Consider the following 21,965-nt stretch of genomic DNA (forward strand, 5'->3'; position numbering starts at 1 on the left):
TCGCGCGTGGTCACTGGTGGGGCGGCCTACCCAGGCTCAGATCCTGGGGCGGAGCCGGCGGATCTTCCACCGCCTCCGGTTTGTTCAGGCTCAACGCGCGGGAGGCGAAGTGACGGCTTGGCTCGGTTACGTGGTGATTGGGATGGGTGTGATGCGACTCCTGATTGGGGCAGCGCCGTTGTTTGCTGCCGGGGTGACATCCCGCCTGCTCGGCTTTCCGGCTGCTCACGACACGCCAACGGCGCGCCTCATGGCGCGGATGTTTGGGGTGCGCGACATGGGCCTCGGGGTGCTCGCCTTTTACGCCGTCGCGCAGCCAGCCCTCGCGGCGCCAGTGTTCCTGTTCAATGCCGCGATGGACGCCGGAGACTTGGCGTCGATCTCTGTTCCGCTGATCAAGCGTCAAGGCATCGACCGCGCCGCTTGGCTGAGCGCCGCGTTTGCGGTGATGGGCGGCACCGCTTGGATCGTCGTGTGGAGTCTCCTCTAGCCTATGCTGGCCTGGTGTCGGGGATCAGTTGTCTGCTCGTTCAACCGCTGCTCTTGGCTCTAGGTGGAGACGAGGCACGCACCAGTAGCTTCTGGAAGGCGTGTGAGCTTGCTCCGGAGCAACTCTTGGCGCCGGACGCGCGCATTGGGCCCGCGCAGTTTGCGGCGGCCTGGGACAGCGCCGTCGCGCTAAGCGAGCGACCAACCCTCGCGCTGTGGTTGGCAGACCAGATCCCCGCGGGAACGTTCGGCGTCGTCGAGTACGTGTGCCGCAGCGCCAACTCCCTAGGCGATGCCTTGCGTCAGTGGGTGCGCTACTTGAACCTGCTGGACGACGCCGTCGAGGTTGGCTTGCTCGAGAGCGCTGGCGTCGCCGAGCTGCGCGTGTTGCGGGAGAGCCCAGTGCCAGCCCCGGCGTCTCATGAGCTGTGTTTTGCGCTCTTGATGCGCCGCGCTCAAGAGTTGCTCGACGGGCCTACCCTGCGGGCCGTGCGTGTCGACTTTCAGCATCATTGCCTCGGGGAAGCAAAGGTGTACGAGGACTTCTTCGCCGCGCCGGTCAAGTTCGGCGCCCAATACACGCAGCTCGTGTTGCCGAGCGAGGCGCTCGGGTTTTCCCTCAAGACGACGGATCCCGCGCTGCTCGAGATCTTGAGCCGCCACGCGGCGGACTTGCAGGGCGCGCTGCCCACCGGCTCACTATTGGCCGAGCAGGTGCGGAGCGCGCTTCAACGGGGCCTTCGCAACAGTCAAAGCAGCATCGAAGACGTCGCCTCCGAGCTCGGCCTCACGGCGCGCAGCCTGCAGCGCCGCCTCAAAGAGGAAGGCCACGGCTTCAAAGAGCTGCGTGACGAAGTGCGCAGCGGGCTGGCCAAGCGCTACCTCGACTCAGGTCTCAGCGCCGCCGAGATTTCGTTCCTGCTCGGTTTCTCGGAACCGAGCGCGTTCTTCCGCGCCTTCAAGCGCTGGACCGGCGTCTCCCCCCTCGAGAGCCGCGCGCGCAGCTGAAGTCAACGCCGCAGCTGAAGTCAACGCAGTGTCGCCCAGGGTCACTGCATTTGGGGGTGAGGGGAGCCATGAATGGCTGATGACCCCGAGCTACCGTTGCCAAACCGCTTGGCTCCGCTACCAGCCATTTTTCCCTGAGGCAATGCGCTGCGACGAGGAGAGCGCACCGGAAGAATCCTGGTGGCACTGGAATGGCCTCGAGGTGCACCTCGACCGGCTTGCGAATCCGAACGCGCCGCTCAAGGCGATCGTGCTCCACGGAGCAGGGGCGTACGGCCGCGTGATGGCGCCAGCGGCAGTGCTCGCCCAGCGCCATGGCTACGAGACGGTGGCACCGGACTTGCCGGGCTACGGGCTCACCCAGGTTCCCTGGCGGCGCTTCGACTATCAGCTGTGGATCGACTGCGTCGTCGACTTGATCGCCGAAGAGCAGCGACGGGACTCGCGCCCGATCGTGCTGTTTGGGGTCAGCCTTGGCGGGCTCCTCGCGTATCAAGCCGCGGCGCGTTCGGGGCGCGTAGCGGGGCTCATCGCCAGCACCCTGGCGGACACCCGTGAGGACGCGGTGCGCCGCGACTTCGCGCGCACGCCGCTGCTTGGTTCCGTAGGGATTAAGTTGCTGGAGCGCTTGGCGTTCTTGACGGATAACCTCCCGCTGCCAATGGCCCAGATGTCCAAGATGCACGCCATCTCGAACATTCCCGAGCTTTCGGCGTTATGCAGTCGCGACCGACTCGGTGGCGGCAACTGGGTGCCGGCGCGCTTCCTCAGGAGCCTGATGCAGGCGGTCCCCGATGTGGAGCCTGAAGCCTTCGACCGATGTCCGGTGCTCGTGGTGCACCCAGGTGAAGATCGCATGACCAACATCGCCCACTCGCGGCGCTTCTTCGCGCGACTCCCGGGTGAAAAACGCTTCGTGGTGCTCGAAGGCGCGAGCCATATGCCGACAGAGCAGCCCGGCACCCAGCAGATGCAAGATGCCGTGCTGCAGTTCCTGAGCGATATCGCAGCTCGCCGCGATGTGGATTCGCTGGCTCGATGTTAGTCTGCGAAGCGCATGGCGGGCGTATGGCACACGTTTCAGATGGCCGGCTGGACCGCCTGGTTCTGCGTGCTGCTCTTGATCTTGGCGATCCCGATCAGCCTGGTTGGGGTGACCCTCGTCATCGCTCGCCAGCGCGCAGGACGCATGTTTGCGATCTTCGTGCTCTGCTTCGGGATGCTGGCACCGGGCCTCGGCGCGTTCGGAATGTATCGCGGTCGGGCACTGGTGGATGAGGTGCTGGAGAGTGACGCGGTCGAGCCGTCCGCGAAGGCACGCATTCGTGAGCAGGGTTACTACGAAGCGGAGCAGGCGGTCTGGGTGGGACTGGTTTGTGGGGCGCTCCCGTTGCTGGCTGGAACGATCTCCCTTGGCCTGAGCTTCGTGATTCCCCCAGGGAACCGACCAGAGCCGCAGTGAGATCGAAGCCGCAGTGAGATCGGGGCCGCAGTGAGTGACAGCGCGATTCAGGACTGTGGTTGGCCGTCGCTTGCCATCAGCGTGCTGATGGTCCTTGGCATGGTCTGTGGTGGTTACGCCATGGTCTGGGCAGTCAAAGGTCGCGCCGGGCGCCGGCGGCTGGGAGCCGTGGCGCTCGGAGTGGCATGCCTGCCGATCGTCGCCGGCTTCATCATCTGGGCGCTAAAGCATTCGACGGGTGCGAGCCCTGGTTCGCCGCTCGAACTTCAGGGGCGCGCGTGCGCTGAGGTCGGCTTCGCTGGAACCTTCTTCAACGGGTGGCTCGCCGCTGGAGCGCTCATCTTGGCGTTCTTGATACCCGTGCGGAAACCATAGAGACAAAAAGCGTCGAGCCCGCGACCAGCGCGGGCTCTTTTCTCTCAGAGTCGAACTCCGAGGTTTTCGAGGCGATGACTCAGCCCTGGTTGTTCCCGTCGTCCACCGGTGGCGCTTCGTAGTTGAAGAACTCACAGGACGCGGGCAGCGTGAAGTCTCCGAGTGACTCGAGCGGGTCTCCGGTGCAGGGCAGCATGTTCACGATGTCCTGTAAACAGGCCATCAGCGTGCCGATGCAGAGCTGCTGTCCGTTGATCTCGGTCATCGTGATACCGCACTCGACGGGGTGCGTTTCGCAGATATCCGTCGACTCGCAGCTATCACCAAAGAAGTTGGTCGCGTCGCTCTCGCCACGTAGCGAGGGCAGGCTCAAGATGTTGCTTGAGAGCTGCAAGGCGATGCCCTGTGGATCCAGGTTCAGTTGCTGGGTTCCGTCTTGAATCGGTGGATCCTGGGTCGCGTCGTTCCATCCGCACTGCTCGGCGCGATCGCACATGCTGCTCAGGATATCGAGCGCGTCTGCGGCCGTGAGGTTGCAGCTGGACGGGGTCTCTGTCGCGGAGTTCGTCGGCTTCTCAGTAGCGCCGCCTCCGGGCTGCTCGCTGCCGTTGTTGAACGGGCTTTCGTTCCCCAGCGCACCGCCTGGGTCTCCTTGGCCGTCAGTTGCGCACGCCCACATCAGCGCACCTACGGCTATCATCCCCCACTTGATGTTGCGCACCATGCTCCCTCCAAGGCTTAAGAGTCTGTCACGACGCCGGGACGCTCGCTAGCTGCGGCATCCCGGCGACGATCAGGTCGCAATCTCAGAAGTAGTACATCGCCGCGACGTTACTCGTGAAGATGTTCCACGGGTTGTCGCCGACGGTGGTGCCAATCGCGGTGGTGGAGTGCTTCACCGACTGCTCCGGCGTGGAGTCCACGGTGGCCTTGCGGCTCTCCATGGCAAACAGCAAGCCGACGCTGCCTTGGAGGCTGAGCTGCGGAATGCCGATGAAGCCGAAGTGGATCTCCGCGCCAGCCCGCGCACCAATATCCAGACCAAAACCGCTCAACTTCACATCCGGCTGACCTGAACCAGGGAGTGCTGAGATGGTGGAATTGGCGAAGCCCACGTTCAGTTCCGGCACGATTTGGAAGCTGAAGTGCCCGTCGTCCGCCAGGTTGAGCGGTACGCCGGCGTGAAGCAGGAAGCCGGTGGCTCCCTGATCGTCAAGGTCTTGGCTGGTGTTGCCGTTGTCCGTCGTGGTGGTGCCGCCGGTGCTGACGAATCCCAACCCCGCATCGATTCCAAGGCTGGGATCCAGCCAGTAGCGAACGCCGATCACCGGTGCCTGAACACTCGCTCCGTTCACATCAAAGGTGCCACCACCTCCATCGGCAGCAATCGGAATGCTCCGACGCCCCAAGTAGCCAACACCGATGTGCTCTGACATCGTGGCGTGATCGGAACCACCGGTCGTGGCCGAGGCGCCGGGAGTGCCTGGCAGGGTCATGCCGGCCTGGCCACTTGCGCTCGCTTCCTGAGCGAATGCGCTACCCGCGAACATCAAAGTCGCCGCAGCAACTACTCCCGCCATCCCCAAACGTGCAGTCTTCTGCATTTTATCCTCCGTGAGTGGGCGCCCCTACCTCTCCCAGCGTCCGAAACCAGTCCAACTCAGCCTGGCCAGACGTTCGTCCTGTGGGGAGCCCGAGTCTGCTACGTCGCATGGTTGCTAACCTTCCGTGATACAGGCAAGAAACAAGGCGTTTCCGCGCCAAATCAGTTTGGTTAAACCACTGAAAACACTAGCTATATCGGGCACTCAGCGGGCCAAGCTGGTGTGCTACACGAAGTGCCATATTCTCAGCTTGAGGCAGCTAAGTTGTTGAAGAAGCGGGCAGATTTGCTCTTGGTGGAGCGAGGCTTGTGCGAAAGCCGCTCGAAGGCGCAGGCGCTGGTGATGGCTGGCCAGGTCTTCATGGGGGACACCCGCGTCGACAAGCCCGGCACTCAGCTCGCGGAAGACGCGCCCCTTACGGTGCGGGGCGTCGATCGCTTCGTGTCCCGGGGGGGCCACAAGCTCGAAGGTGCGCTCGAGGTGTTTGCTGACCGACTGACGTTGGCTGGCACCACGTGCGTGGACGTCGGGGCGTCGACGGGTGGCTTTACCGACTGCCTGCTGCAACGGGGCGTCTCGAAGGTGTACGCCGTTGACGTGGGACAGGGTCAGCTCGCCGCCAAGCTCGTGCAAGATTCGCGAGTCGAGGTGCGCGACAAGACCAACGCGCGGTTCCTCGCGGCAAAAGACTTCGCGGAGCCAATTGACCTGGTGGTCGTCGACGCGAGCTTCATCGGTATTGGGAAGCTCGCGGCTGCGCTTGCGGCGACGTTGCGTGTCGAAGGCCATCTGGTGGCGATGATCAAGCCCCAGTTCGAGGTTGGTCGAGACGTCGCGAGGCGCTTCAAGGGTGTGATTCGTGATCCGAAGCTACGCGCCGCGGCTATCGATGGTGTGAAGGCACAGCTCGAAGCGGTTGGCTTCGAGCTTTTGGCAGAGGCGGACTCGACGCTGCCGGGTCCCAAGGGCAACCTGGAGTGCTTCGTCTTGGCCCAGCTGACCTCTCCCCCAAACCCAGAGCCTGCCGAGTCTCAGAACACCAACACCCAGATGTCGTAGAGTGCGTGGGTCCAGACGGCAGGTGCAAAGCCGCGCACGTGATAGATGGCGGTGAACACCAAGCCGCAAACCGTGCGGAAAACAAAGCTCTTGGGGTCGAATGGATCGCCAAGCGCCCCCACGTAGTGCCAGCCGCTGAAGATCATCGAGGCGACCAGCGCCCAGCCCAGGGTGAACCACAGCTTCTTGAAGGGGAGTGGCGCCGGCAAAAACGCTAACAACAGCTTCAGCCCGAGGCCGTAGAGGATCACCCGGAACGCAATTTCCTCGTAGAAACCCGCTCCAAGGCTCATCACCAGGCCTTGGAAGGGGCCGCCGGACACACCGCCCAGGAAGATTTCTCCGACCACCCAGCCTGCGATGAGGCGCATGGCCACCGCGTACAGGACGCCTTCTGCGGCGACCCAAGCGAAGCGCTGCCACTGCATGGCGCCGCGTTTGCGGAACACCAAGAGCACCGCGACATACACCGCGCCGATGCCCAGGGTCAGCCCGGAGTACGCGAGCAAGCTGTTGTCCGCGAGGCTCATCAGCTCCCGCGTGACCATGTCTGCCGCGTTGCGCACCGGCAGAAAGACCACCCCCAGGTGGTAGAGCAAGAAGATCGGCAGCGTCAGCACCAAGTCGGTGATCGGACCCGTCTTGGTCAGCGCCGCCGGTTGCGGCGCCGGTAGCGGCGCTTGCTCGACGTCGGTCATCCCCCGGGCCGCAGGTTGTAGACGATCCAGAGCACCAGGCCGATCCACAACAGCACGATGCCGACGAACGGGCCGTCGCGAAGCATCTCCTGGGTGGGGCTCTCAGCCTTCGGGCGGCTGCGCACCAGCTGCAAGAAGCGCAGCACGCCAGCGACAACGAAAGCCGTCGTGGGCCAGAGATAATCCGTGTGGAAAAATGCTCGAGTGGAAGGATCCAGCGTGTACGCCAGGTACACGCCAATCGTCGCGACCGCTGTGACGACCAAAGCGGTGTCTAGGCCACCCGCCGTGTAGCGCTCGAGGGATGCGCGCGTCTTGCCCACGTCAGCGGCTGCGGCCGCCAGCTCGTGACGACGCTTACCGAAGCCAAGAAACAGCGCCAACAGCGCAGTACACGCGATCAGATAGCGAGAGACCGAGATGTGCGTGGCGAAACCGCCTGCCTCCACCCGCAACACGAACCCGAGGGCGATCAGGCTGACATCGAGGTAGGGGACCTTCTTCAGCTTGAACGAGTACGCCAGGTTCTGCAGGAAGTAGAGCGCAGCGACCGCGAAGAAGCCGACGTTGATCAGGAGCGCCGAGCCAAGCGCCAGCACGACCAGCACCGCCGCGAGCACCTTCGCGAGGGGCAGCGGCACGCGGCCGGAAGGGATTGGACGGTAACGCTTCACCGGGTGCACCCGGTCCGCCGTCACGTCCACCACGTCGTTCATCGTGTAGACGGCGCCAGCCAACAAGCAGAACACGCCAAACGCGCTGGCCGCTCGGGTGAGCAGGGCCGGGTCGAAGATCTCTCTAGCGAACACCACGGGTGCCACCACGAAGGCGTTCTTCACCCATTGGTGTGGACGGAGCGTCTTGATCACACCGCCGAGGCGCCACACGAATCCTTGCTCAGTCTCTTTTTCCATCGCTCCAGCGGACGGCTCCACGAACGGCGAGTCTGCGTTGTCAGGGCCTTGCGTGGACGCAGGCCGGCTCTGGCCTTCTGCGGCTTCAGCGGTGACCTCGATGCGCTCCATGCTGGCTTCGCCCATGAGCCCCGGGCCTATAGCGCAAATCCCACCAGGCAACGCCTTTTCGTCACTCAGATTGGGTGACATGGTCCCAGTGCGGTCCGTCGATCTGGCGAAAAATACAGGAGATTTGCGCGCAGCTCTGGGGCTGGGCGGCTACTTGGTGTCGGTCCCCAGGTTCTCCCGACAGCGCGCTACGTAGAGCTGATCCGGGGCGGTGCCCGTTCCCTTCAGCTTCTGGGTCTCCTTGATCTCCGCCTCGATGGCCGACTGAAACTTCTCGTAGGGCTGCGCGCCACTGAGCTTCGCGCCGTTGATGAAGAACGCCGGTGTACCGTTCGCACTGAGGGCCTTGGCCTGTTGGATGTCCGCGTCGACCTTGGCGCTCACCGCGGTTGAGAGCTTTGCCGTGCGGAACTGTTCGGTGTCTCCGCCTGCTTGTAGCACCCAGGGCGCGAAGTCCGTGGACGGCAGCTCCGATTGGTTGCTCATGACCAGACCGATGAACTTCATCGCGACCGCTGACCCACTGGTCTGCTGTACGGCCTGGGCTGCGAGCGCTGCGTCCCGCGCTTGCTTGTGGAACGGCAGCGGGTTGTGCTTGACCACGATCCGCAACTCGTTCTCGTTGTAGTTGGTGCGCAAGGTCTCCAGCGTCTTCTGGGCGCGAGAGCAGAACGGACACTGCAGGTCCGTGAACTCCACCAGGGTTACGAGGGCATTGCCGCTGCCAGTCGTGGTGTCTTCAGCGGTGATCGGAATGCAAGCGGTCGCGTGGCTCGTAGGCGCCGCGACGGCGGGCACGAGCGGCGCTGCGACAGGCGTGGTCCCGAGGGGAGCGGTGCCGACGGGAACAGTGCCCTGCGGCAAGCTGCCTGGGTCTGGGCCTAGGTCTTCGGGTTTCTGGGCGTTCTTGCAGGCAAGCAAGCCTGCGAGCAGCACCGCGACCCCAAAACCTTGCGGAAACGACTGAAGACGAGAACTCGACTTTGCCATGAAGACCTAGGTTGCTCTACGGACGAGTCGACTACTGATCGACCACCTTTAGGCCCGGACGCATGATCACGAAGGGTTCATCCACCGGCGCGCCGTTGATGTAGACGAACTTCAGGCTCTTCAGTTCTTTCAGCGGCTTCAGATCTTTTACCCGCGTGCGCTGAATCGACAGCTTCTCGAGCTTCGTCAGCTTGGCCAGGGGTGTCAGGTCGTCGACGGGAGTGTCGTCGAGCTGCAGATCGGTGATCTCCGTGAGCTTCTCGAGAGGCTTCAGGTCGCGGATCTGGGTGTGCCCTAGATCGAGGCGGTCGAGCTTGGTCAGCTTCTCGAGCTTTGCGATGTCCGTGATCGGGTTGAACGCCAGCTTCAGGTCGAGCAGCGTCGTCAGCTCGGCCAGCGGCTCGATGTCCCTGATCTTACCTCGGCCGAAGAACAGCCCCTGCACATGGGTCAGATGGGGGAAGATGCAGTTGTCGAGGGAGTTCAGGCTGCTCGACGAGAGCTTGAGGCTCTTGATCTTGCCGAGCTCCGCCTTGGTGATGTCGCCCTTCTCCTTCTGCAGCTTGCGGCGCACCTCGGCCTCGACATCGGCGTCCGCGAAGTCCACGACGTTCCCAGCCTTGCACTCGCGCTTCACCACCGGTGGTGGCTCTTCCTTCTTGGGTTCCGGCGTGGGAACGGCGCTTGGCAGTGCCGTGGCGGCTTGTACTGACGCGGACGCCGCGGGCTTGTCCGCGGGCGCTTCGTCGCAAGCGACGGCCAACATCAACAGGGGCAGGATCCGGAGTCGCATGGGAGCACCATACCAAGCCCGAGTTGCCCGGGGAGCGTCGAGCGCGCAACGAGTTGGCAATCACGGCGCGCGCAGCTGTACAATCACGCTGTTGCTGGATTCTGCTCTGCGGGGGTTTGCTGCGCTGGTGTTGTCTCCTGCGCTTCAGTCGACTGCGCTGTGGTCGGTGCCCACGCCTCGCTGGTAGCGCGACGAAGCAGCGCTTCGCGCAGCGCGAGTTCACGCTTCACCGCGGCGACGCGTTTTCCACGTGATAAAAACTCGGAGAGGATCCCTGGCTTGCCTCGCAGCGCGGCCCTCAGCACCCAACCTGCCGCCGTCGTCGGTCTGAGCATTTCGTAGGGATTGGACTCGCGAATCATCGTGCCGGCGAAGCGCCGCTTGAGCTCCGCGTCCTCAGCGACCTTGTTCAGCACCAGGCGATCGAGTTCGCCCGGCTTGCCTGGTTGGGCGACGTCTTGACTGTGGAAGAACAACGGGAGGGCATCAACGTCTCGCTGGCGCCACCAGCGCTCCAAGGCGATGTCCCGCGGGGTGTTGCTCAGGAGCGCCTGCGCGGCTGAGCGGGCCTGGAGCAATGCCTCACTGATCCCATCGCCGGAGACGAAATCCTTGTGCACGCCTGCGTCTCCCAGCAAGAGCCAACCGGGACCCACTGGACGGCGCACGAAATAGCGTTGCGCTAGATAGCCGCGCACGGCTTCGCAAGGCTCCTGCTGCACGGTCTCTTCGAAGGCCGGTACCTGTGCCGCGCGTTCTCTCAGGCTGTCCAGTGGTCGTTGTCTGAAGGCATCGATCTCGGAGTTGAGCGGGAGCGTGCCGATCAGCAGCTGATCGTCCTGGGCGTGGAACGCCACCGAGATGTGTTCACCCCTGCGATAGAGATACATTCCCGCGGGGAAACGGTGGCTGTGCCCCCAGCTTCGAGGCGCGGGCCAGTAGCTCCAGTACATGCCGCGCGGGGCGTCGTAGCCGAGCAGCTCCTCGCTCCCCACCCACTGCGCCACGCGGCTCTTGCGCCCATCCGCGCCAACCACCAGGTCTGCGCGTACGCTGCCTGACGTGCCGTCTGCTCGGGTCAGGTACACCCCAGCGGTTCGCCCCCTCTCGGTCATCAAGCCGCTCACCTTGGTTCTGTCCCAGAGTTCTGCGCCGCTCTTCAGCGCCGCCTCTTGCAGCAGCCCATCCAGGGAGTAGCGGCGCGGGCAGTACTCTGCGCGCTCCGTGATATCCAGATCGAGGATCGCCCCAAACCAGTCATAGCGCATGCTGGTCATCGCCGGGCAGAGCTGCCTCAGCGCCGTCCCGAGTCCCAGCTCATCCAGCACGGAAACACCAGTCCTGTGCAAGGTGTTCGTGCTCAAGACTTGGTCGCTCGGCATACGCGCCTTGTCGACCATCAGCACCTTCATGCCTCCGCGCGAGAGGAATGCGGCGAGACTCGCACCGGCACAACGGGCCCCAACGATGATCACGTCATAGCGTCGTTCCATGCCTGAAGGTTCGCGTCAGGCAGGCAGCAGCACCATGGGACAAGTGTCCCATGGCTCGTGTTGGCAGGGCCTATCTAGCTGAATTTGGCTGACAAGAGCCCCACGGCCTCAGCGCGATTCGCAACACCTAGCTTGCTGTATGCCACGCTCAGCTGATTCCGTACGGTTTTGACACTGGTCCCCAGCGCCTGAGCGATGTCGCGATTCGTGTAGCCAAGCCTCAGGTAGCTGACCACCTCTTGCTCTCTCGCTGTCAGCCCAAACTCATGGCGCTGCTCTGGCGGTTGCTGCCCTCGATTTTGGGGGGGAGGAGCCATGAATGCCGCCCGAGCCAAGCTGAGTGCGCCGATCACCTCGCGCAACGCACTGACGTCAGCATCCCGAAAGTCCCGCGAGCCCCAACAGCGACCGATCGCCACTTTTTGCAGCAATTGCCCGCGATGGGTGAGCGCGCCGATCAGCGTCGTGCGGCCGCGCACCGGCGCCATCACCTGTTGGTAGTGCGCCATCGCACGCATCGTCGTGCCGAAGACGTCGGAGTCCACCAGCACGCCGCCACGTTGCTGCGCCGCCATTGCCATGGGGTAAAGCTCCAAGCTGAACGACGGCCACAGTGGCCGAACCTCAGCCAGGTAGTCGACGAGCACGCCGCGAGTCGCGTCGCTCGGTCCCCGCTCGTCAGCGAAGAACAACGTATCCCCGCCGATGTGCTGCTCGAAGAGCGTGAGCACTTGAGTCTCGACGCTGCTCCAGTCGCTAGCGGCGAACGCGAGTTCCGTGATCAGCCCAGCGCTCAGCGCCCCCATCCCGCAAGCGTAACGGAGTCTGAGCGTGGCGCGAGAACTTCCGCGGGCTCCAGCTCAAAGTAGGGCGTGGCACTCGATGTACGGCCGGCCTCCAACCATCGAGCAGGTGCAGTCCGGGTCCAGCTGAACACAATCGCAAGACGTGCAGTCACCGATCTCCTGGCATCGGTACGCTGATGGTTCGGGGCGATCCGTCCAAAACTCGAGGCAGGCCTGACTCTCCGCGCTGCAGCGCACCCAGCCACACGGCGTGGTGCCCTCCGGTTCACTGCAGCTCCAGCCGCTTCGGGTGTCCGTGCGCTGCTGCCAGGCGAGGCAGACGTTGTCGTACACTTGGCCGTCGCAGCCGCAGACCGCAGCGAAGGGGAACTGACTGCAGTCATCTGGGCTCCCCTCGCGGCAAATGCACTCCGAAGTCTCCCCGCACGCCAGGCCTCCGTATTGGCACCAGCCGCCCCGATCCTTGCAAGCCTTCTCCGCGGCGCTCAACTGGCTACCCGTGGAGTCATCGGAGGAGCTGCAAGCGTTGAGCAGCAGGCCGGCGGCCATGAGCGGGGCGGTGGCCAAGAGTGAGAGCTTGGTCGTCTTCATTGGGGAGCCTCGCTATTGAATCCGGGAGGAAATTTACTGGAGATGGCACTCGATGCGCGCTTCTTGACCCACAGGCTCTACGCACTCGCAGTTCGCATCGGTGATCTTCGGAGTCAAGCAGTCGCAGGTGTAGCACTGGCCAACATGCACGCAGTCGTAGCTAGAAGGCTCCGGGCGGTCCGTATACGTTGCCTGGCAGACTTCCTCGTTCGCACACTGTAAGAAGCCGCAGCGGCCACGCTGGTACTCGCCAGAGGCACAGGTCCACTCCGTGCGGTTGATGTCTACGCCGGCCCGCTGGGCCTCGCACTCCCCGTGGTACGCTTGCCCGTCGCATCCGCACACCCAGTGGTCCACGGGATCGCAGACCTGGGGGCGCTGAGCTTGGCAGAAGCAGTCGACGCTCTGGCCGCACGTGCCGTCGGTGTAGGCACACCAGCCGCCGCCTTCGATACACTCCTTGGCTGCTGCTCCGGCGACGCCACCGGTGCCTGCGCTGCCTCCACTCCCTGCGCTGCCTCCACTGCCGCCGTTGCCCGCACTCCCTGCGGAACCAGCGTTGTCATCGGTCGAGCCGCCGCACGCGGTGGTAGCCAGGACTGCTAGACAGACAACTGCAAACGCTTTCATGCCCTTAGCCTACCCAAGATGCGCGCCGCACGGTAGCTCGCGTTCCGCGAAGACTTTTCCGTAATGGCGCTGATATGGGGTCCTTGCTTTCCATCTGGAATGTCCGATTCGTATATCCTTGAGGAATCAATGGCCCAGGGGTGACACACGACGTGCAAGCGTCCCGCTCGCGCTGTGCCAAACTGTGCAGCGGGTGGCGAAAGTCCGGGCGCGGGACCTCAAGATCTCCAAGTTCGCGTGGCGGTGATGCGCCAAACACACCGATGGTGGCGCAAAACCACCAAAACACCTCCGCCGACCGCCCCATCTCGCATTCGTTGCGCGAGGGGCTATGCTCGCGCCGTGCTGCCCACCATCGACTACCTCGAGTACGCCATTCGGCACTTCGGTAAGACCCCTTTCGATCTCGCGAGTAGCGGCGCCCCACCCGTGCAGGCGAGTGAGCTCGGATACGAGGCCGCGGACGACCCCGAGGCACGTCAACGCTTCCTTTGGGCAATCGCGGGTCGCTATCAGGTGCCGGTCGAAGCGCTGGTGCCTGCCTTGGGGGCTTCTGGTGCGTTGTTCGCGGTCTGCCAGGGCTTGCTCAAACCCGGCGACTGCGTCGCAGTTGAAGAGCCGGGCTACGAACCGTTGTGGCGTATACCTGAGGCGCTTGGCGCGCGCGTCGTAAGGTTTCCGCGAGGAGAAGATGTGGGCGCGATGTTGGACCACCTGGGGGTCGAGCCCCGCTTGGTCATCGTGAGTAACCCCCACAATCCAACGGCGGCAGTGCTCAGCGACGAGCAGCTCGTGGCCTTCGCAAACGGCCTCGAGGGGCGCTACTTGTTGGTGGACGAGGTCTATCGTGAGCTCGCCATGCCCGTGAGCACGGCGTTTGGTAAGGCGCCGAACCTGATCACGGTGAGCAGCACCACCAAGTGCCTGGGCGTGCCCTGGGCGCGCGCAGGGTGGATCGCCGCGCCAGGGGAGCTGGTCTCAGCTTTCAGGCGCAGCGAGCTGTTCAGCGTTGGCAACGCCCCACCTGGTTGCTTTGCTTGGGGCGCCGCAGCGGTTGAACAGGCGACCTGGCTCTTGGAGCGCGTCACCAAGCTCCAACGGGGGAAACGCGCGCTGGTCGATACTTGGACTGCAAGTCAGCAGGGGTGGCTGACGGCGCATCCCGGCTTCGAGCAGTCGCTGTTCGTCTGGCTAGAGAGGCGAGACGGGGCAAACCTGATGCCGTGGCTCGAAACGCTGCGAGACGAGGCTGGGATCACAATTTCCCCGGGGCAATTTTTCGGTGCGCCTCAAGGCATGCGCCTGAGCTTCACATTGGTTGAAGATGCCCTGGTTGAAGCGCTCGGCCTGCTCGGGGAACGAGCCCCGAGCGCTTCTGCAGGCTAGAAGCAGGGCGTGTACAGGCCGTAGTAGTCTTCAAAGACGCCTTCGAACGGCGTCCCGCCGCTTGCCTGGAGTACGCGCCCGTTGACTGTGAAGTAGAACTCGAAATGTGTGCGCACGTACGTGGGCGTCCCGGCGACCTCGACCACCTCGAGCGGTACATCCGGGCATTGGTCGGCGCTGGTGCGAGTGTAGCCGCCGAGGACGTCGTGAGGCCGGAGCGGCAACTCGTAGCGGGCGTCGTTTCCGACGCGCTTCTGGAAGTTCACGTACTCAAAGCTCCACTCCGTCGCGTTGTCGCCGCCGTCGGTGAAGCGGTAGTAGACCCGCGCGTCGAGTTGTTGCCACAGATCCGGGTTGTCCCAATCGGTTACGCCGGGCTGCCACACGTCGAAGAACGCAGAGCGCACCGCCGCGCGCTGGCGCGCGTACGAGTCGTATGCGAAACCGTCATCCAAGGAGCGGCGGTCTGAGTCGCAGGCCGTGGCGCCGCACGTCTGCCGGTTGATGACGTAGGCGGTGTTGCCCATCCAGGCCGGCTCTTCCACGCTAGACGCTGATGCCACGGGGAAATGATAGTTGACGCCGAAGTCCGAGTCCCAGGCGTGGCAGCCGTAGACATCGCTGCTCTCGAACCAAAGCTCCAGATCACCTGCACCAGGCAACACGAAGCTCGCGTCGATCGCGCCCGGGTAGCTCTCGAAGCCAGCGACCTGAAGGGTTTGAACGTCCCCGCCGTCCAGGCGCCAGTGCGCGAGCACCGAGTACGCCGGTTGTCCGTACTTGTAGCTCGTGCATGGAGTGCGGCTCGCGTCGTAGCTGATCCGCACTCGACCGCCGGCCTCGAGGGGGGCGCTGATGGCCTCCGAATAGTCGGCGCTGAAGGTCAGGACGGCGTCCGCACCGCTGCCTTCGTCCACCGCCGCTCCACGGCTTTCCACTGCCTCAGGAGCAGAGGAGCACCCGATGAGGGCCAGGAGCAATGCGGGAAAACTCAAACAAAACTTGTGGTTATGCTGCATGCGGGTCGCCCTGAGAGTCACAAGTCCAGTAGTGACTCAGATAGGAGTTACTAGTGTGGTAGCGCATCCCACCCACTCGGGTCAAGCGGACCAAAGGGGGAGCATGGGCTGGGCTCAAGGGTTACCCTCCGCCGCGCATGAGCCCCGAGCTCAAAGTACCCCTCAGCGTTGGAACCGTCCTGATCAGTATCGGGATCGGTGGCCTCGTCGTGTGGGCGGCGATCCGCGAGCGCGAAGCTTCCTTGCGTTGCACGCCAGGATTGGTCGCCAAAGGCCCGCGTTGCTGTGGGGAAGGTCAGCGCCTCCTCGGGGATACGTGCATGGACGCCCCAACGGATTGTCCTGGGAACATGCAACGCATCTCGCGGGCGGTGCGCGTCGGGTGTGTGGTGCCGGTTGAGCGCGTAGAGATCGCGGGCGGCAGGCTCGAGCTCGGTCCCAGTGACTGGGAAGCCCAGGGTGTCGTCGACGCTCGGGTGATCGAGGTGCCTGCCTTTGCGATCGACGCGTACGAGGTGACCGCCCAGCGCTGGAACGGCTGTGTGGCTCGCGGTGGCTGCAAGGGCAAGCTCGACGAGGAACCCGGGCGCCCAGTGACGGATCTCACACCGACTCAGGCGGGTGACCTTTGTCGAGCCGATGGTGGCAGGCTACCGAGCAGCGACGAGTGGTTGTTTGCTGCTGCAGGCGTTCAGGCAAGAAAGTTTCCCTGGGGCAACACTGGGCTGGTGTGTCGACGGGCGGTTTTTGGCAGGGTGACGGGGCCGTGCGGCACGAATGCGCGTGGACCAGAGCTGAGCGGGACGATGCCAGACGGTGCTACCCCTGACGGCGTGTTCGACCTCTCTGGCAACGTCGCGGAGTGGACTCGTGAGGCGGACGGCTCCTACGTCGCCCGCGGCGGGTCGTACCGCTCTCGGGGTGCGGCTGAGCTCAAGAGCTGGTCCCTCGAGCGCCTGGAGGATACGGGCTCACCGGAGGGTTTCCGAGCTCCCCACATTGGCTTTCGGTGTGTGTATCCCTGAGCTGGAACGCCTGCTCCGGAACACTGCTCTTCGGGTTGCGCGATATCGCACGCCGTCCGGTTTCACTGCGATGACGATAGTTTAGGCTCAAACTATCGACCAATCCCATCCGGGAAAGGGTCGGCCTCCGCGGGGCTCTGACCCTCGACGCGGTTTTGTGCGAAGCTCCCGCCGGGCGCCGGAAAGGTGGCGGACGCCCGAAGCGTAGGAGGGGTCGTGACACGTCTAGGCTTGGGGGCAGCGATCGCGGTCGCGTTGGTGGTGCAAGGTTGTGGGGGCTCCGATTCCGGGGGGTTGGGCTTTGGCGGGAGCGCTGGGGCTGCTGGGGCGGCAGGCGCCGCGGGGGCGGCCGGGAACGCTGGCAACGGCGGTAGCGCGGCTAGCGGCGGCAGTGCAGGCAGCGCTGGTTCGGGAGGCAATGCGGGGACGGCTGGTGTCGCTGGCACCGGTGGCAGCGGCCCGACCAACTGCAGCAACAGCCTCGACTGCGTGAATGCCTCCGGGAACCGCAACATCTGCGACCCAGTCACTCAGCTCTGTGTGCAGTGTGTGGCGCCAGAAGACTGCCCGGAAAACAACGACTGCCTGCTGAACCAGTGCGTGCCGTTCACCCCTTGCGTGAACTCCCTCGACTGTCCCAACGGTCAAGTCTGTGATCCGGCCTCGAGCCGTTGCGTGCAGTGCGTCGAGACCGCCGACTGTAGCGAGGGGGAACTGTGTGCAGGCGGTAAGTGCAGGCCCGGCTGCGACTCCGACAACGATTGCACGCCCCTCGGTCTGTTGTGTGATCGCGCTGCGGGCTACTGCGTGGAGTGCACCAAGAACGCTGACTGCGCAGAGGACCACTACTGCTCGCTTGGGGAGTGCCTGGCCGACGTGTGCTCAGCCGGTTACGAGCGATGCCAGGGCGGCGGCATCACGACCTGCTCGGACACCGGCGACAGCTGGTTGCCAGTGGTCGACTGCCCCGGCAGCACCACCTGTGTTCAGGCGGGTGCGATGGCGACCTGCGATGCTTGGGTGTGTGAGCCCGGGGTCACCGCATGCGATTCCGCGGGGGAAAAGCTGGAAGAGTGCGCTGCTGACGGCTTGTCAGTCGCGAAATCGACCGACTGCACGGCGACGGGCCAAGTGTGCGCGGACGATCAATGCAAGTCGCTGGTCTGCGTCCCGAATCAGTACTCTTGTTCCGGCAACGAGTATCGTCACTGTAACGCGGACGGCCTGGACTACACCGTCGAGCAACTGTGCACGACCACCCAGTACTGCGATGTGGCGACGGGTTGCGAAGATCAGCTGTGCACGCCGAACCAACCGACCTGCGAAGGCGACCGTGCCACTACCTGCAACGCGACGGGCTCAGGAACGAATCCGGGAGGAACCAACTGCGCCGCCACTGGCAAGGTCTGCTCTGGTGGCTCGTGCGTGACCTGTTCACCGACGACCACTGACGCTGAGCCCCTGCCTCTCGACATGTACCTGATGCTGGATGCGACCGGCAGCATGAGTGGGGGCACCTGCACTGCGACGTCCGGCGGTAGCGGCCGCTGGTGCGCGCAGATCAAGGGTGTCTACGACTTCGCGAACACCAGCAACAACGCCGGGATTGGCGTCGCGCTCAACTTCTGGGGTCTATCGAGCGCGTGCACTGCGGTTGGGGCACCGGCGGTACCTTATGGTGTGTTGCCGACCAACCTGACTCCCATCCTGAACGCGCTGAATACCACGACCCCGAACGGCTCCTCCAACACCGAGGCGGCGATTCGCGGTGTGATCGACTACACGGCGGCGAACACGCACACGGGGCGCAACATGGTTGCCGTGTTGTTCAGTGACGCGTTCACTCCCAACACCTGTGAACTCAGTAACACGGTGCTCGCGGGCTTGGTGAAGACGCACTACGAGGCTACGCAGATCCCCATCTACTGGGGCGGCATCGATCCATTCGATGCCCAGGACATCACCGACGTGGAGACCGTGTTGGCGGACAGCGGTGTGTCACCCCACAGCAACTTCTGCTCCACGTTGGATACGCCGCCGTGCATCGAGTACGACGCATCGGGAGCGACGCCAGCGCGCTTCGAAGGCATCTTGAACGAGGTCGCGAGGGTTGAGCGCTTGTGCGAGTACAAGTACCCGAACGGGGTGAGCCCAGCGCGGCTCTCGCTCACGTACCAAGCCTCTGGCGTCAGCTCGACCAACGTCGTCAAGCTGCCGTCCAAGGCGCAGTGCGGCAGCGCACCGGCGTACTACCTGGACGACGCCACCAGCCCGACGTCGATCACGCTGTGTCCTGAGTTCTGCACCAATGTGCGTCAGGCCACGAGCCCCAAGGTGCAGACGGTCGCTGCCTGCAACTAGCGGTTCCGTGAGGTAATGAAATCAGGCGCCGGTGTACGCCGGGTCCCCTGGGGAGCGATAGCGATCCAGGGGGCTGCGCTGAGCGTCGCTCCCGAAGTACCAGCCGCTGCCGCCTGGCTCGCCGAACAGCAGGTGGATTGAAGCCCGGGAGCCTTCCTTCGGAGTCTTCATGCCCATCGCTGCGGGATCCATGCCGCGCGCCTTGGCGTGGGGGAGGGTGAGGTCCGTTGCGATGTAGCCTGGCGTACACGCGTTGATCGTGCGCCGTGGGTACTCCCGGGCGAGGCTCATCGTGTAGAGGTTGAGGAGCGCCTTCGAGAGACCGTAGGCGTTACCCTCACCCAAACCCGCACCCGCGAAGTCGCCGCCCGCTGCCCTGACGTCCAGTGCCTCTTTCATCAGCGCTTCCACTGTCTGCCAAGTTGCGCCGGGATTGGTGAACTCCGCTTGCCGAGCTTCGCTGCAACCCGAGACGAACATCGGTCCCGAGGCGGACGAGACGTTGACTATGCGTCCGTCTTCCACAAGCAGCGGCAAGAACGCATCAATCACTCGCTTGGGCCCTCGGGTGTTCACGTCGAGGATGGTGGCGAGGTCAGCGCTCCCAAGTCCGATGCCTGCGTTGTTGACGATCCCCGAGAGCGGAGCCGGAGTCCGACCGTAGCGCTGCGCCACATGCTCCGCAGCCGCGGCTACGGAAGCGTCGTCCGCCACATCCAAACCCAACACTTCGATGCGTTCTGCCCAGCCACTCCGCTCGGCGCTGAGTTCCGCTTTTGCAGCTTCTCCGCGTTCCTTGGAGCGCGAACCAAGGAAAACGAAGCACTCTGGGTCACGTTCCAGGGCCGCGGCCACGGTGGCCTGTCCGATGCCCTTGTTCGCTCCCGTTATCAGCACTCGACGCGTCATGAGCTGGGAGCCTAACGCGATTGGCTCGCAGCGGAACCCCCCCTTCCTCAGGTGCTTGGGGCCCAGGAGCTACCCTCGGCGTTGCCGTCAGAGTTGCGGGCGTCCGGTATATTGCCGCGCGGATCTTACTTGAAGGGAAGCTTGGTCAGGTCCACGTTGCCGCCAGACAGCACGACACCCACCCGGCGGAGCCCAAGCGCCCGAAACTGCTCGCTCAACACGACCGCCACGGGGACGGCAGCACTGGGTTCGATGATCAGCTTCATGCGCTCCCAAACCGTCCGCATGGCATCCACTATTTGATCGTCCGTGACGGTAAACACCGCTTCGACCAGTTCGTCGATGACCGGCCAGGTGAGCTCCCCTACATTGGTCAGCAGCCCATCGGCGATGGTGTTCACGCGTTCGTTGGCGAGTCGTTTGCCAGCTGCCTTGCTGCGCGCGGTGTCGTCAGCGCCGCTCGGCTCCGCGCCGAACATACGGATCCCTGGGGATACATGCTTCGCCGCGACGCTGCAGCCACTCAAGAGGCCTCCACCACCCACCGGAGTGATGATCGCGTCGAGATCCGATATCTGCTCGAGGAGCTCCCAGGCGGCGGTGCCTTGGCCGGCCATCACGTATGGGGAGTCGAACGGCGCCACGAAGTGCGCGCCGGTCTCGGAGCAGACGCGCATGGCTCCCGCAGCGCGCGCGCTTACCGTGGGCTCGCACTCATAGACTCGCGCGCCATAGCCCGCCACAGCGGCACGCTTGCTCTTGGGTGCGGTGATGGGCATCACCACATGACAAGGAATGCCGCGTTCCCTCGCGGCCAAGGCCAATGCTTGAGCGTGATTGCCGCTCGAGTGGGTGACGACGCCGTGGCGCGCCTCTTCGTCGCTCAAAGCGAGCACCGCATTCATTGCCCCGCGGATTTTGAAGGCACCGACCCGTTGCAGGTTCTCGCACTTGAAGAAGAGCTTGCACTCGTCTCCGCGGTGTCCCTTTGCGAGGCGATCGAGAGTGCTTGAAGTGAGCACCGGCGTGCGATGCACGCGGCCCTCGATGCGTGCCCGTGCTGCCTCGATATCGGAGAATGCGATGGCGTAGCCCATACTCATTCGCGAGGTTCGACGAGAAAGTGCGCGTTCGCCGAGGCGACCGGCTTTTCACGATCCGATTGGTAGGCGATGGCGCGCACATTGACGACACGCCGGCCGTGTTTGGTGATCACCCCATGGCAGAAGGTGTCTTCTGGCTTTGCGGAGCGCAGGTAGTCGATGGTGAGGTTGATGGTCTTCGGCAGCACCAGGGTGTCCGCTTGCCAGAGCACCTGAAAGATCGACGTCGACTCCAAGAGCGCGCCGATGGTGCCTCCGTGGAGGGCCGGCACAGCGGGGTTACCCACGAGGTGCTCAGAAAAGCCTAAGACGCCGATCAATTCGCCGTCACGCAGCTCCATCCTCACCCCCAAAAAATTCGCGTAGGGAATGGCGGCGACTAGTCCGGCGAAATCGGACTGCTCCCGCGCGCGGTTCACCAGATCCGCGAGGCAAGGCTGTTCGGCGCTCATGATTGCTTGCCCTTCTTGGGTCCAAAGTGTTCGTCGAACAGCATGAAGGCGCCCGCTGCATGAGCGATGGGGTCGTCTTCGTTTCCGTGATGAGCGATGCCGCGCACGAAGGCGACACTACGCGTGACCTTGTAGCACTCAGCGCGAGCGATCACGTCGAGCTCCGGCGTGGCTGGCTTCAGGTAATCGATGCGTAAGTCGAGGGTGGCGATGCGGCCAGGCTTGCGCCGCTTGATGAACACCGACGCGCCACAGGTGGCGTCCATCAGGCTGGTGATCGCGCCGCCGTGCAGCACGCCGCTCTCAGGATTGCCCACGAGGTGCTTGGCGTAGGGCAAGCGAATCATGGCGATGCCCGGCGCGTGTCCCATGAACTCCAGCTGCAGGGCCTTGTTGTGGGGGATCCACTGATCGAAGACCTGACGAAAGCGCTCCAGGGCTTCGTCTTCGGAGGGGCGATCGGCCATCGTGCTGGTGCTAGCAGCGTTCGTGAGGGAAGGGCACGGCCGAGGCCAATGCAGCGCAATTCCTTGGAAGTTTGGCGTGTGGGGGGGAGGCGGCACCGCACTCCAGAGCAACAAAAGACAAAAAAGACAGGTACCGCTTAACGGTGTCGGCTGCTCAGGCATCGCTTCCGAACCGTGTCCGAGTGTCGAGTGCGCGCCGATTCTGGTCTGAGCTCGCGGG

24 protein-coding genes are annotated in these 21,965 nt (G+C 64.0%); 9 read left to right on the plus strand and 15 right to left on the minus strand.

Annotated elements, in window-relative coordinates:
• Positions 1-109: 109 nt before the first annotated feature.
• The 5 genes from H6718_20235 (at position 110) to H6718_20255 (ending at position 3,334) form a co-directional block, all read left to right on the plus strand.
• Complete coding sequence (locus tag H6718_20235; GenBank protein MCB9587743.1) at positions 110-490, plus strand: hypothetical protein; 381 nt, start codon at positions 110-112, stop codon at positions 488-490.
• A gap of 14 nt (positions 491-504) precedes the next feature.
• Positions 505-1,497, plus strand: coding sequence for an AraC family transcriptional regulator (locus H6718_20240; GenBank protein ID MCB9587744.1), 993 nt, complete (start codon positions 505-507; stop codon positions 1,495-1,497).
• 79 nt (positions 1,498-1,576) lie between these two features.
• The gene (locus tag H6718_20245; protein MCB9587745.1) at positions 1,577-2,542 is read left to right on the plus strand and encodes an alpha/beta hydrolase; all 966 of its coding nucleotides are present in this window, start codon (positions 1,577-1,579) and stop codon (positions 2,540-2,542) included.
• Positions 2,543-2,554: 12 nt separating this feature from the next.
• Positions 2,555-2,959 (plus strand): hypothetical protein, encoded by a 405-nt coding sequence (locus tag H6718_20250; GenBank protein ID MCB9587746.1) that lies wholly within the window; start codon positions 2,555-2,557, stop codon positions 2,957-2,959.
• Between the two features lie 30 nt (positions 2,960-2,989).
• A complete protein-coding gene (locus H6718_20255; GenBank protein MCB9587747.1) occupies positions 2,990-3,334 on the plus strand; it encodes a hypothetical protein in 345 nt (114 codons plus the stop codon).
• 79 nt (positions 3,335-3,413) lie between these two features.
• Here H6718_20255 and H6718_20260 read toward each other — a convergent pair whose 3' ends face one another.
• Together H6718_20260 and H6718_20265 are read right to left on the minus strand one after the other, a co-directional pair.
• A complete protein-coding gene (locus H6718_20260) occupies positions 3,414-4,058 on the minus strand; it encodes a hypothetical protein (GenBank protein ID MCB9587748.1) in 645 nt (214 codons plus the stop codon).
• Positions 4,059-4,140: 82 nt separating this feature from the next.
• Entirely contained in the window at positions 4,141-4,938 is a 798-nt protein-coding gene (locus H6718_20265) for a hypothetical protein (GenBank protein ID MCB9587749.1), read from the minus strand.
• A gap of 264 nt (positions 4,939-5,202) precedes the next feature.
• Here H6718_20265 and H6718_20270 point away from each other — a divergent pair, with 264 nt between their 5' ends.
• Positions 5,203-5,997, plus strand: a complete 795-nt coding sequence (locus H6718_20270; GenBank protein MCB9587750.1) for a TlyA family RNA methyltransferase — start codon at positions 5,203-5,205, stop codon at positions 5,995-5,997.
• Here H6718_20270 and H6718_20275 read toward each other — a convergent pair.
• The 8 genes from H6718_20275 to H6718_20310 form a co-directional block, all read right to left on the minus strand.
• Entirely contained in the window at positions 5,970-6,695 is a 726-nt protein-coding gene (locus H6718_20275) for a CPBP family intramembrane metalloprotease (protein ID MCB9587751.1), read from the minus strand. The two genes, H6718_20270 and H6718_20275, sit on opposite strands and share 28 nt — an antisense overlap.
• Positions 6,692-7,720 carry a decaprenyl-phosphate phosphoribosyltransferase gene (locus H6718_20280; GenBank protein MCB9587752.1) on the minus strand — a complete coding sequence of 343 codons (1,029 nt, stop codon included), beginning with the start codon at positions 7,718-7,720 and terminating at the stop codon, positions 6,692-6,694. The genes H6718_20275 and H6718_20280 overlap by 4 nt, the downstream gene beginning before the upstream one ends.
• Before the next feature lie 150 nt (positions 7,721-7,870).
• A complete protein-coding gene (locus H6718_20285) occupies positions 7,871-8,710 on the minus strand; it encodes a thioredoxin domain-containing protein (protein ID MCB9587753.1) in 840 nt (279 codons plus the stop codon).
• A 31-nt stretch (positions 8,711-8,741) separates the two neighbouring features.
• Complete coding sequence (locus tag H6718_20290) at positions 8,742-9,503, minus strand: leucine-rich repeat domain-containing protein (GenBank protein MCB9587754.1); 762 nt, start codon at positions 9,501-9,503, stop codon at positions 8,742-8,744.
• Positions 9,504-9,586: 83 nt separating this feature from the next.
• On the minus strand, positions 9,587-10,996 hold the full coding sequence (locus tag H6718_20295; protein ID MCB9587755.1) for an NAD(P)/FAD-dependent oxidoreductase: 1,410 nt from the start codon (positions 10,994-10,996) through the stop codon (positions 9,587-9,589).
• A gap of 74 nt (positions 10,997-11,070) precedes the next feature.
• Positions 11,071-11,802: a response regulator transcription factor gene (locus H6718_20300; protein ID MCB9587756.1), complete on the minus strand. Its 732-nt coding sequence runs from the start codon at positions 11,800-11,802 to the stop codon at positions 11,071-11,073.
• Between the two features lie 54 nt (positions 11,803-11,856).
• A complete protein-coding gene (locus tag H6718_20305) occupies positions 11,857-12,393 on the minus strand; it encodes a hypothetical protein (GenBank protein ID MCB9587757.1) in 537 nt (178 codons plus the stop codon).
• A gap of 33 nt (positions 12,394-12,426) precedes the next feature.
• Entirely contained in the window at positions 12,427-13,023 is a 597-nt protein-coding gene (locus tag H6718_20310) for a hypothetical protein (GenBank protein ID MCB9587758.1), read from the minus strand.
• A 342-nt stretch (positions 13,024-13,365) separates the two neighbouring features.
• Here H6718_20310 and H6718_20315 point away from each other — a divergent pair, with 342 nt between their 5' ends.
• Complete coding sequence (locus tag H6718_20315) at positions 13,366-14,409, plus strand: pyridoxal phosphate-dependent aminotransferase (GenBank protein MCB9587759.1); 1,044 nt, start codon at positions 13,366-13,368, stop codon at positions 14,407-14,409.
• On the opposite strand, the gene H6718_20320 is transcribed toward H6718_20315, so the two are convergent.
• Positions 14,406-15,347 (minus strand): hypothetical protein, encoded by a 942-nt coding sequence (locus tag H6718_20320; GenBank protein ID MCB9587760.1) that lies wholly within the window; start codon positions 15,345-15,347, stop codon positions 14,406-14,408. The two genes, H6718_20315 and H6718_20320, sit on opposite strands and share 4 nt — an antisense overlap.
• 218 nt (positions 15,348-15,565) lie before the next feature.
• On the opposite strand from H6718_20320, the gene H6718_20325 reads away from it, so the two are divergent.
• Both H6718_20325 and H6718_20330 read left to right on the plus strand, forming a co-directional pair.
• Positions 15,566-16,453: an SUMF1/EgtB/PvdO family nonheme iron enzyme gene (locus tag H6718_20325; protein MCB9587761.1), complete on the plus strand. Its 888-nt coding sequence runs from the start codon at positions 15,566-15,568 to the stop codon at positions 16,451-16,453.
• Between the two features lie 216 nt (positions 16,454-16,669).
• A complete protein-coding gene (locus tag H6718_20330; protein ID MCB9587762.1) occupies positions 16,670-18,814 on the plus strand; it encodes a VWA domain-containing protein in 2,145 nt (714 codons plus the stop codon).
• A gap of 21 nt (positions 18,815-18,835) precedes the next feature.
• Here H6718_20330 and H6718_20335 read toward each other — a convergent pair whose 3' ends face one another.
• From H6718_20335 to H6718_20350, 4 genes are all read right to left on the minus strand, one after another.
• Positions 18,836-19,723 (minus strand): SDR family NAD(P)-dependent oxidoreductase, encoded by an 888-nt coding sequence (locus H6718_20335; protein MCB9587763.1) that lies wholly within the window; start codon positions 19,721-19,723, stop codon positions 18,836-18,838.
• A gap of 125 nt (positions 19,724-19,848) precedes the next feature.
• Positions 19,849-20,826 (minus strand): pyridoxal-phosphate dependent enzyme, encoded by a 978-nt coding sequence (locus H6718_20340; GenBank protein ID MCB9587764.1) that lies wholly within the window; start codon positions 20,824-20,826, stop codon positions 19,849-19,851.
• Positions 20,823-21,278, minus strand: a complete 456-nt coding sequence (locus H6718_20345; GenBank protein MCB9587765.1) for a PaaI family thioesterase — start codon at positions 21,276-21,278, stop codon at positions 20,823-20,825. The genes H6718_20340 and H6718_20345 overlap by 4 nt, the downstream gene beginning before the upstream one ends.
• On the minus strand, positions 21,275-21,745 hold the full coding sequence (locus H6718_20350; GenBank protein MCB9587766.1) for a PaaI family thioesterase: 471 nt from the start codon (positions 21,743-21,745) through the stop codon (positions 21,275-21,277). Before H6718_20350 ends, H6718_20345 begins: the two co-directional genes overlap by 4 nt.
• Between the last annotated feature and the right edge of the window lie 220 nt (positions 21,746-21,965).

This window comes from Polyangiaceae bacterium (assembly GCA_020633205.1).
In the GTDB taxonomy this organism is placed as follows: domain Bacteria; phylum Myxococcota_A; class Polyangia; order Polyangiales; family Polyangiaceae; genus JAHBVY01.

Coding starts and splice junctions, on each gene's coding strand:
- H6718_20245 (MCB9587745.1), top strand. CDS start 1,577: ATGACCCCGAGCTACCGTTGCCAAACCGCTTGGCTCCGCTACCAGCCA.
- H6718_20250 (MCB9587746.1), top strand. CDS start 2,555: ATGGCGGGCGTATGGCACACGTTTCAGATGGCCGGCTGGACCGCCTGG.
- H6718_20260 (MCB9587748.1), bottom strand. CDS start 4,058: ATGGTGCGCAACATCAAGTGGGGGATGATAGCCGTAGGTGCGCTGATG.
- H6718_20265 (MCB9587749.1), bottom strand. CDS start 4,938: ATGCAGAAGACTGCACGTTTGGGGATGGCGGGAGTAGTTGCTGCGGCG.
- H6718_20275 (MCB9587751.1), bottom strand. CDS start 6,695: ATGACCGACGTCGAGCAAGCGCCGCTACCGGCGCCGCAACCGGCGGCG.
- H6718_20280 (MCB9587752.1), bottom strand. CDS start 7,720: ATGGAGCGCATCGAGGTCACCGCTGAAGCCGCAGAAGGCCAGAGCCGG.
- H6718_20285 (MCB9587753.1), bottom strand. CDS start 8,710: ATGGCAAAGTCGAGTTCTCGTCTTCAGTCGTTTCCGCAAGGTTTTGGG.
- H6718_20290 (MCB9587754.1), bottom strand. CDS start 9,503: ATGCGACTCCGGATCCTGCCCCTGTTGATGTTGGCCGTCGCTTGCGAC.
- H6718_20295 (MCB9587755.1), bottom strand. CDS start 10,996: ATGGAACGACGCTATGACGTGATCATCGTTGGGGCCCGTTGTGCCGGT.
- H6718_20300 (MCB9587756.1), bottom strand. CDS start 11,802: ATGGGGGCGCTGAGCGCTGGGCTGATCACGGAACTCGCGTTCGCCGCT.
- H6718_20305 (MCB9587757.1), bottom strand. CDS start 12,393: ATGAAGACGACCAAGCTCTCACTCTTGGCCACCGCCCCGCTCATGGCC.
- H6718_20310 (MCB9587758.1), bottom strand. CDS start 13,023: ATGAAAGCGTTTGCAGTTGTCTGTCTAGCAGTCCTGGCTACCACCGCG.
- H6718_20325 (MCB9587761.1), top strand. CDS start 15,566: ATGAGCCCCGAGCTCAAAGTACCCCTCAGCGTTGGAACCGTCCTGATC.
- H6718_20335 (MCB9587763.1), bottom strand. CDS start 19,723: ATGACGCGTCGAGTGCTGATAACGGGAGCGAACAAGGGCATCGGACAG.
- H6718_20340 (MCB9587764.1), bottom strand. CDS start 20,826: ATGAGTATGGGCTACGCCATCGCATTCTCCGATATCGAGGCAGCACGG.
- H6718_20345 (MCB9587765.1), bottom strand. CDS start 21,278: ATGAGCGCCGAACAGCCTTGCCTCGCGGATCTGGTGAACCGCGCGCGG.
- H6718_20350 (MCB9587766.1), bottom strand. CDS start 21,745: ATGGCCGATCGCCCCTCCGAAGACGAAGCCCTGGAGCGCTTTCGTCAG.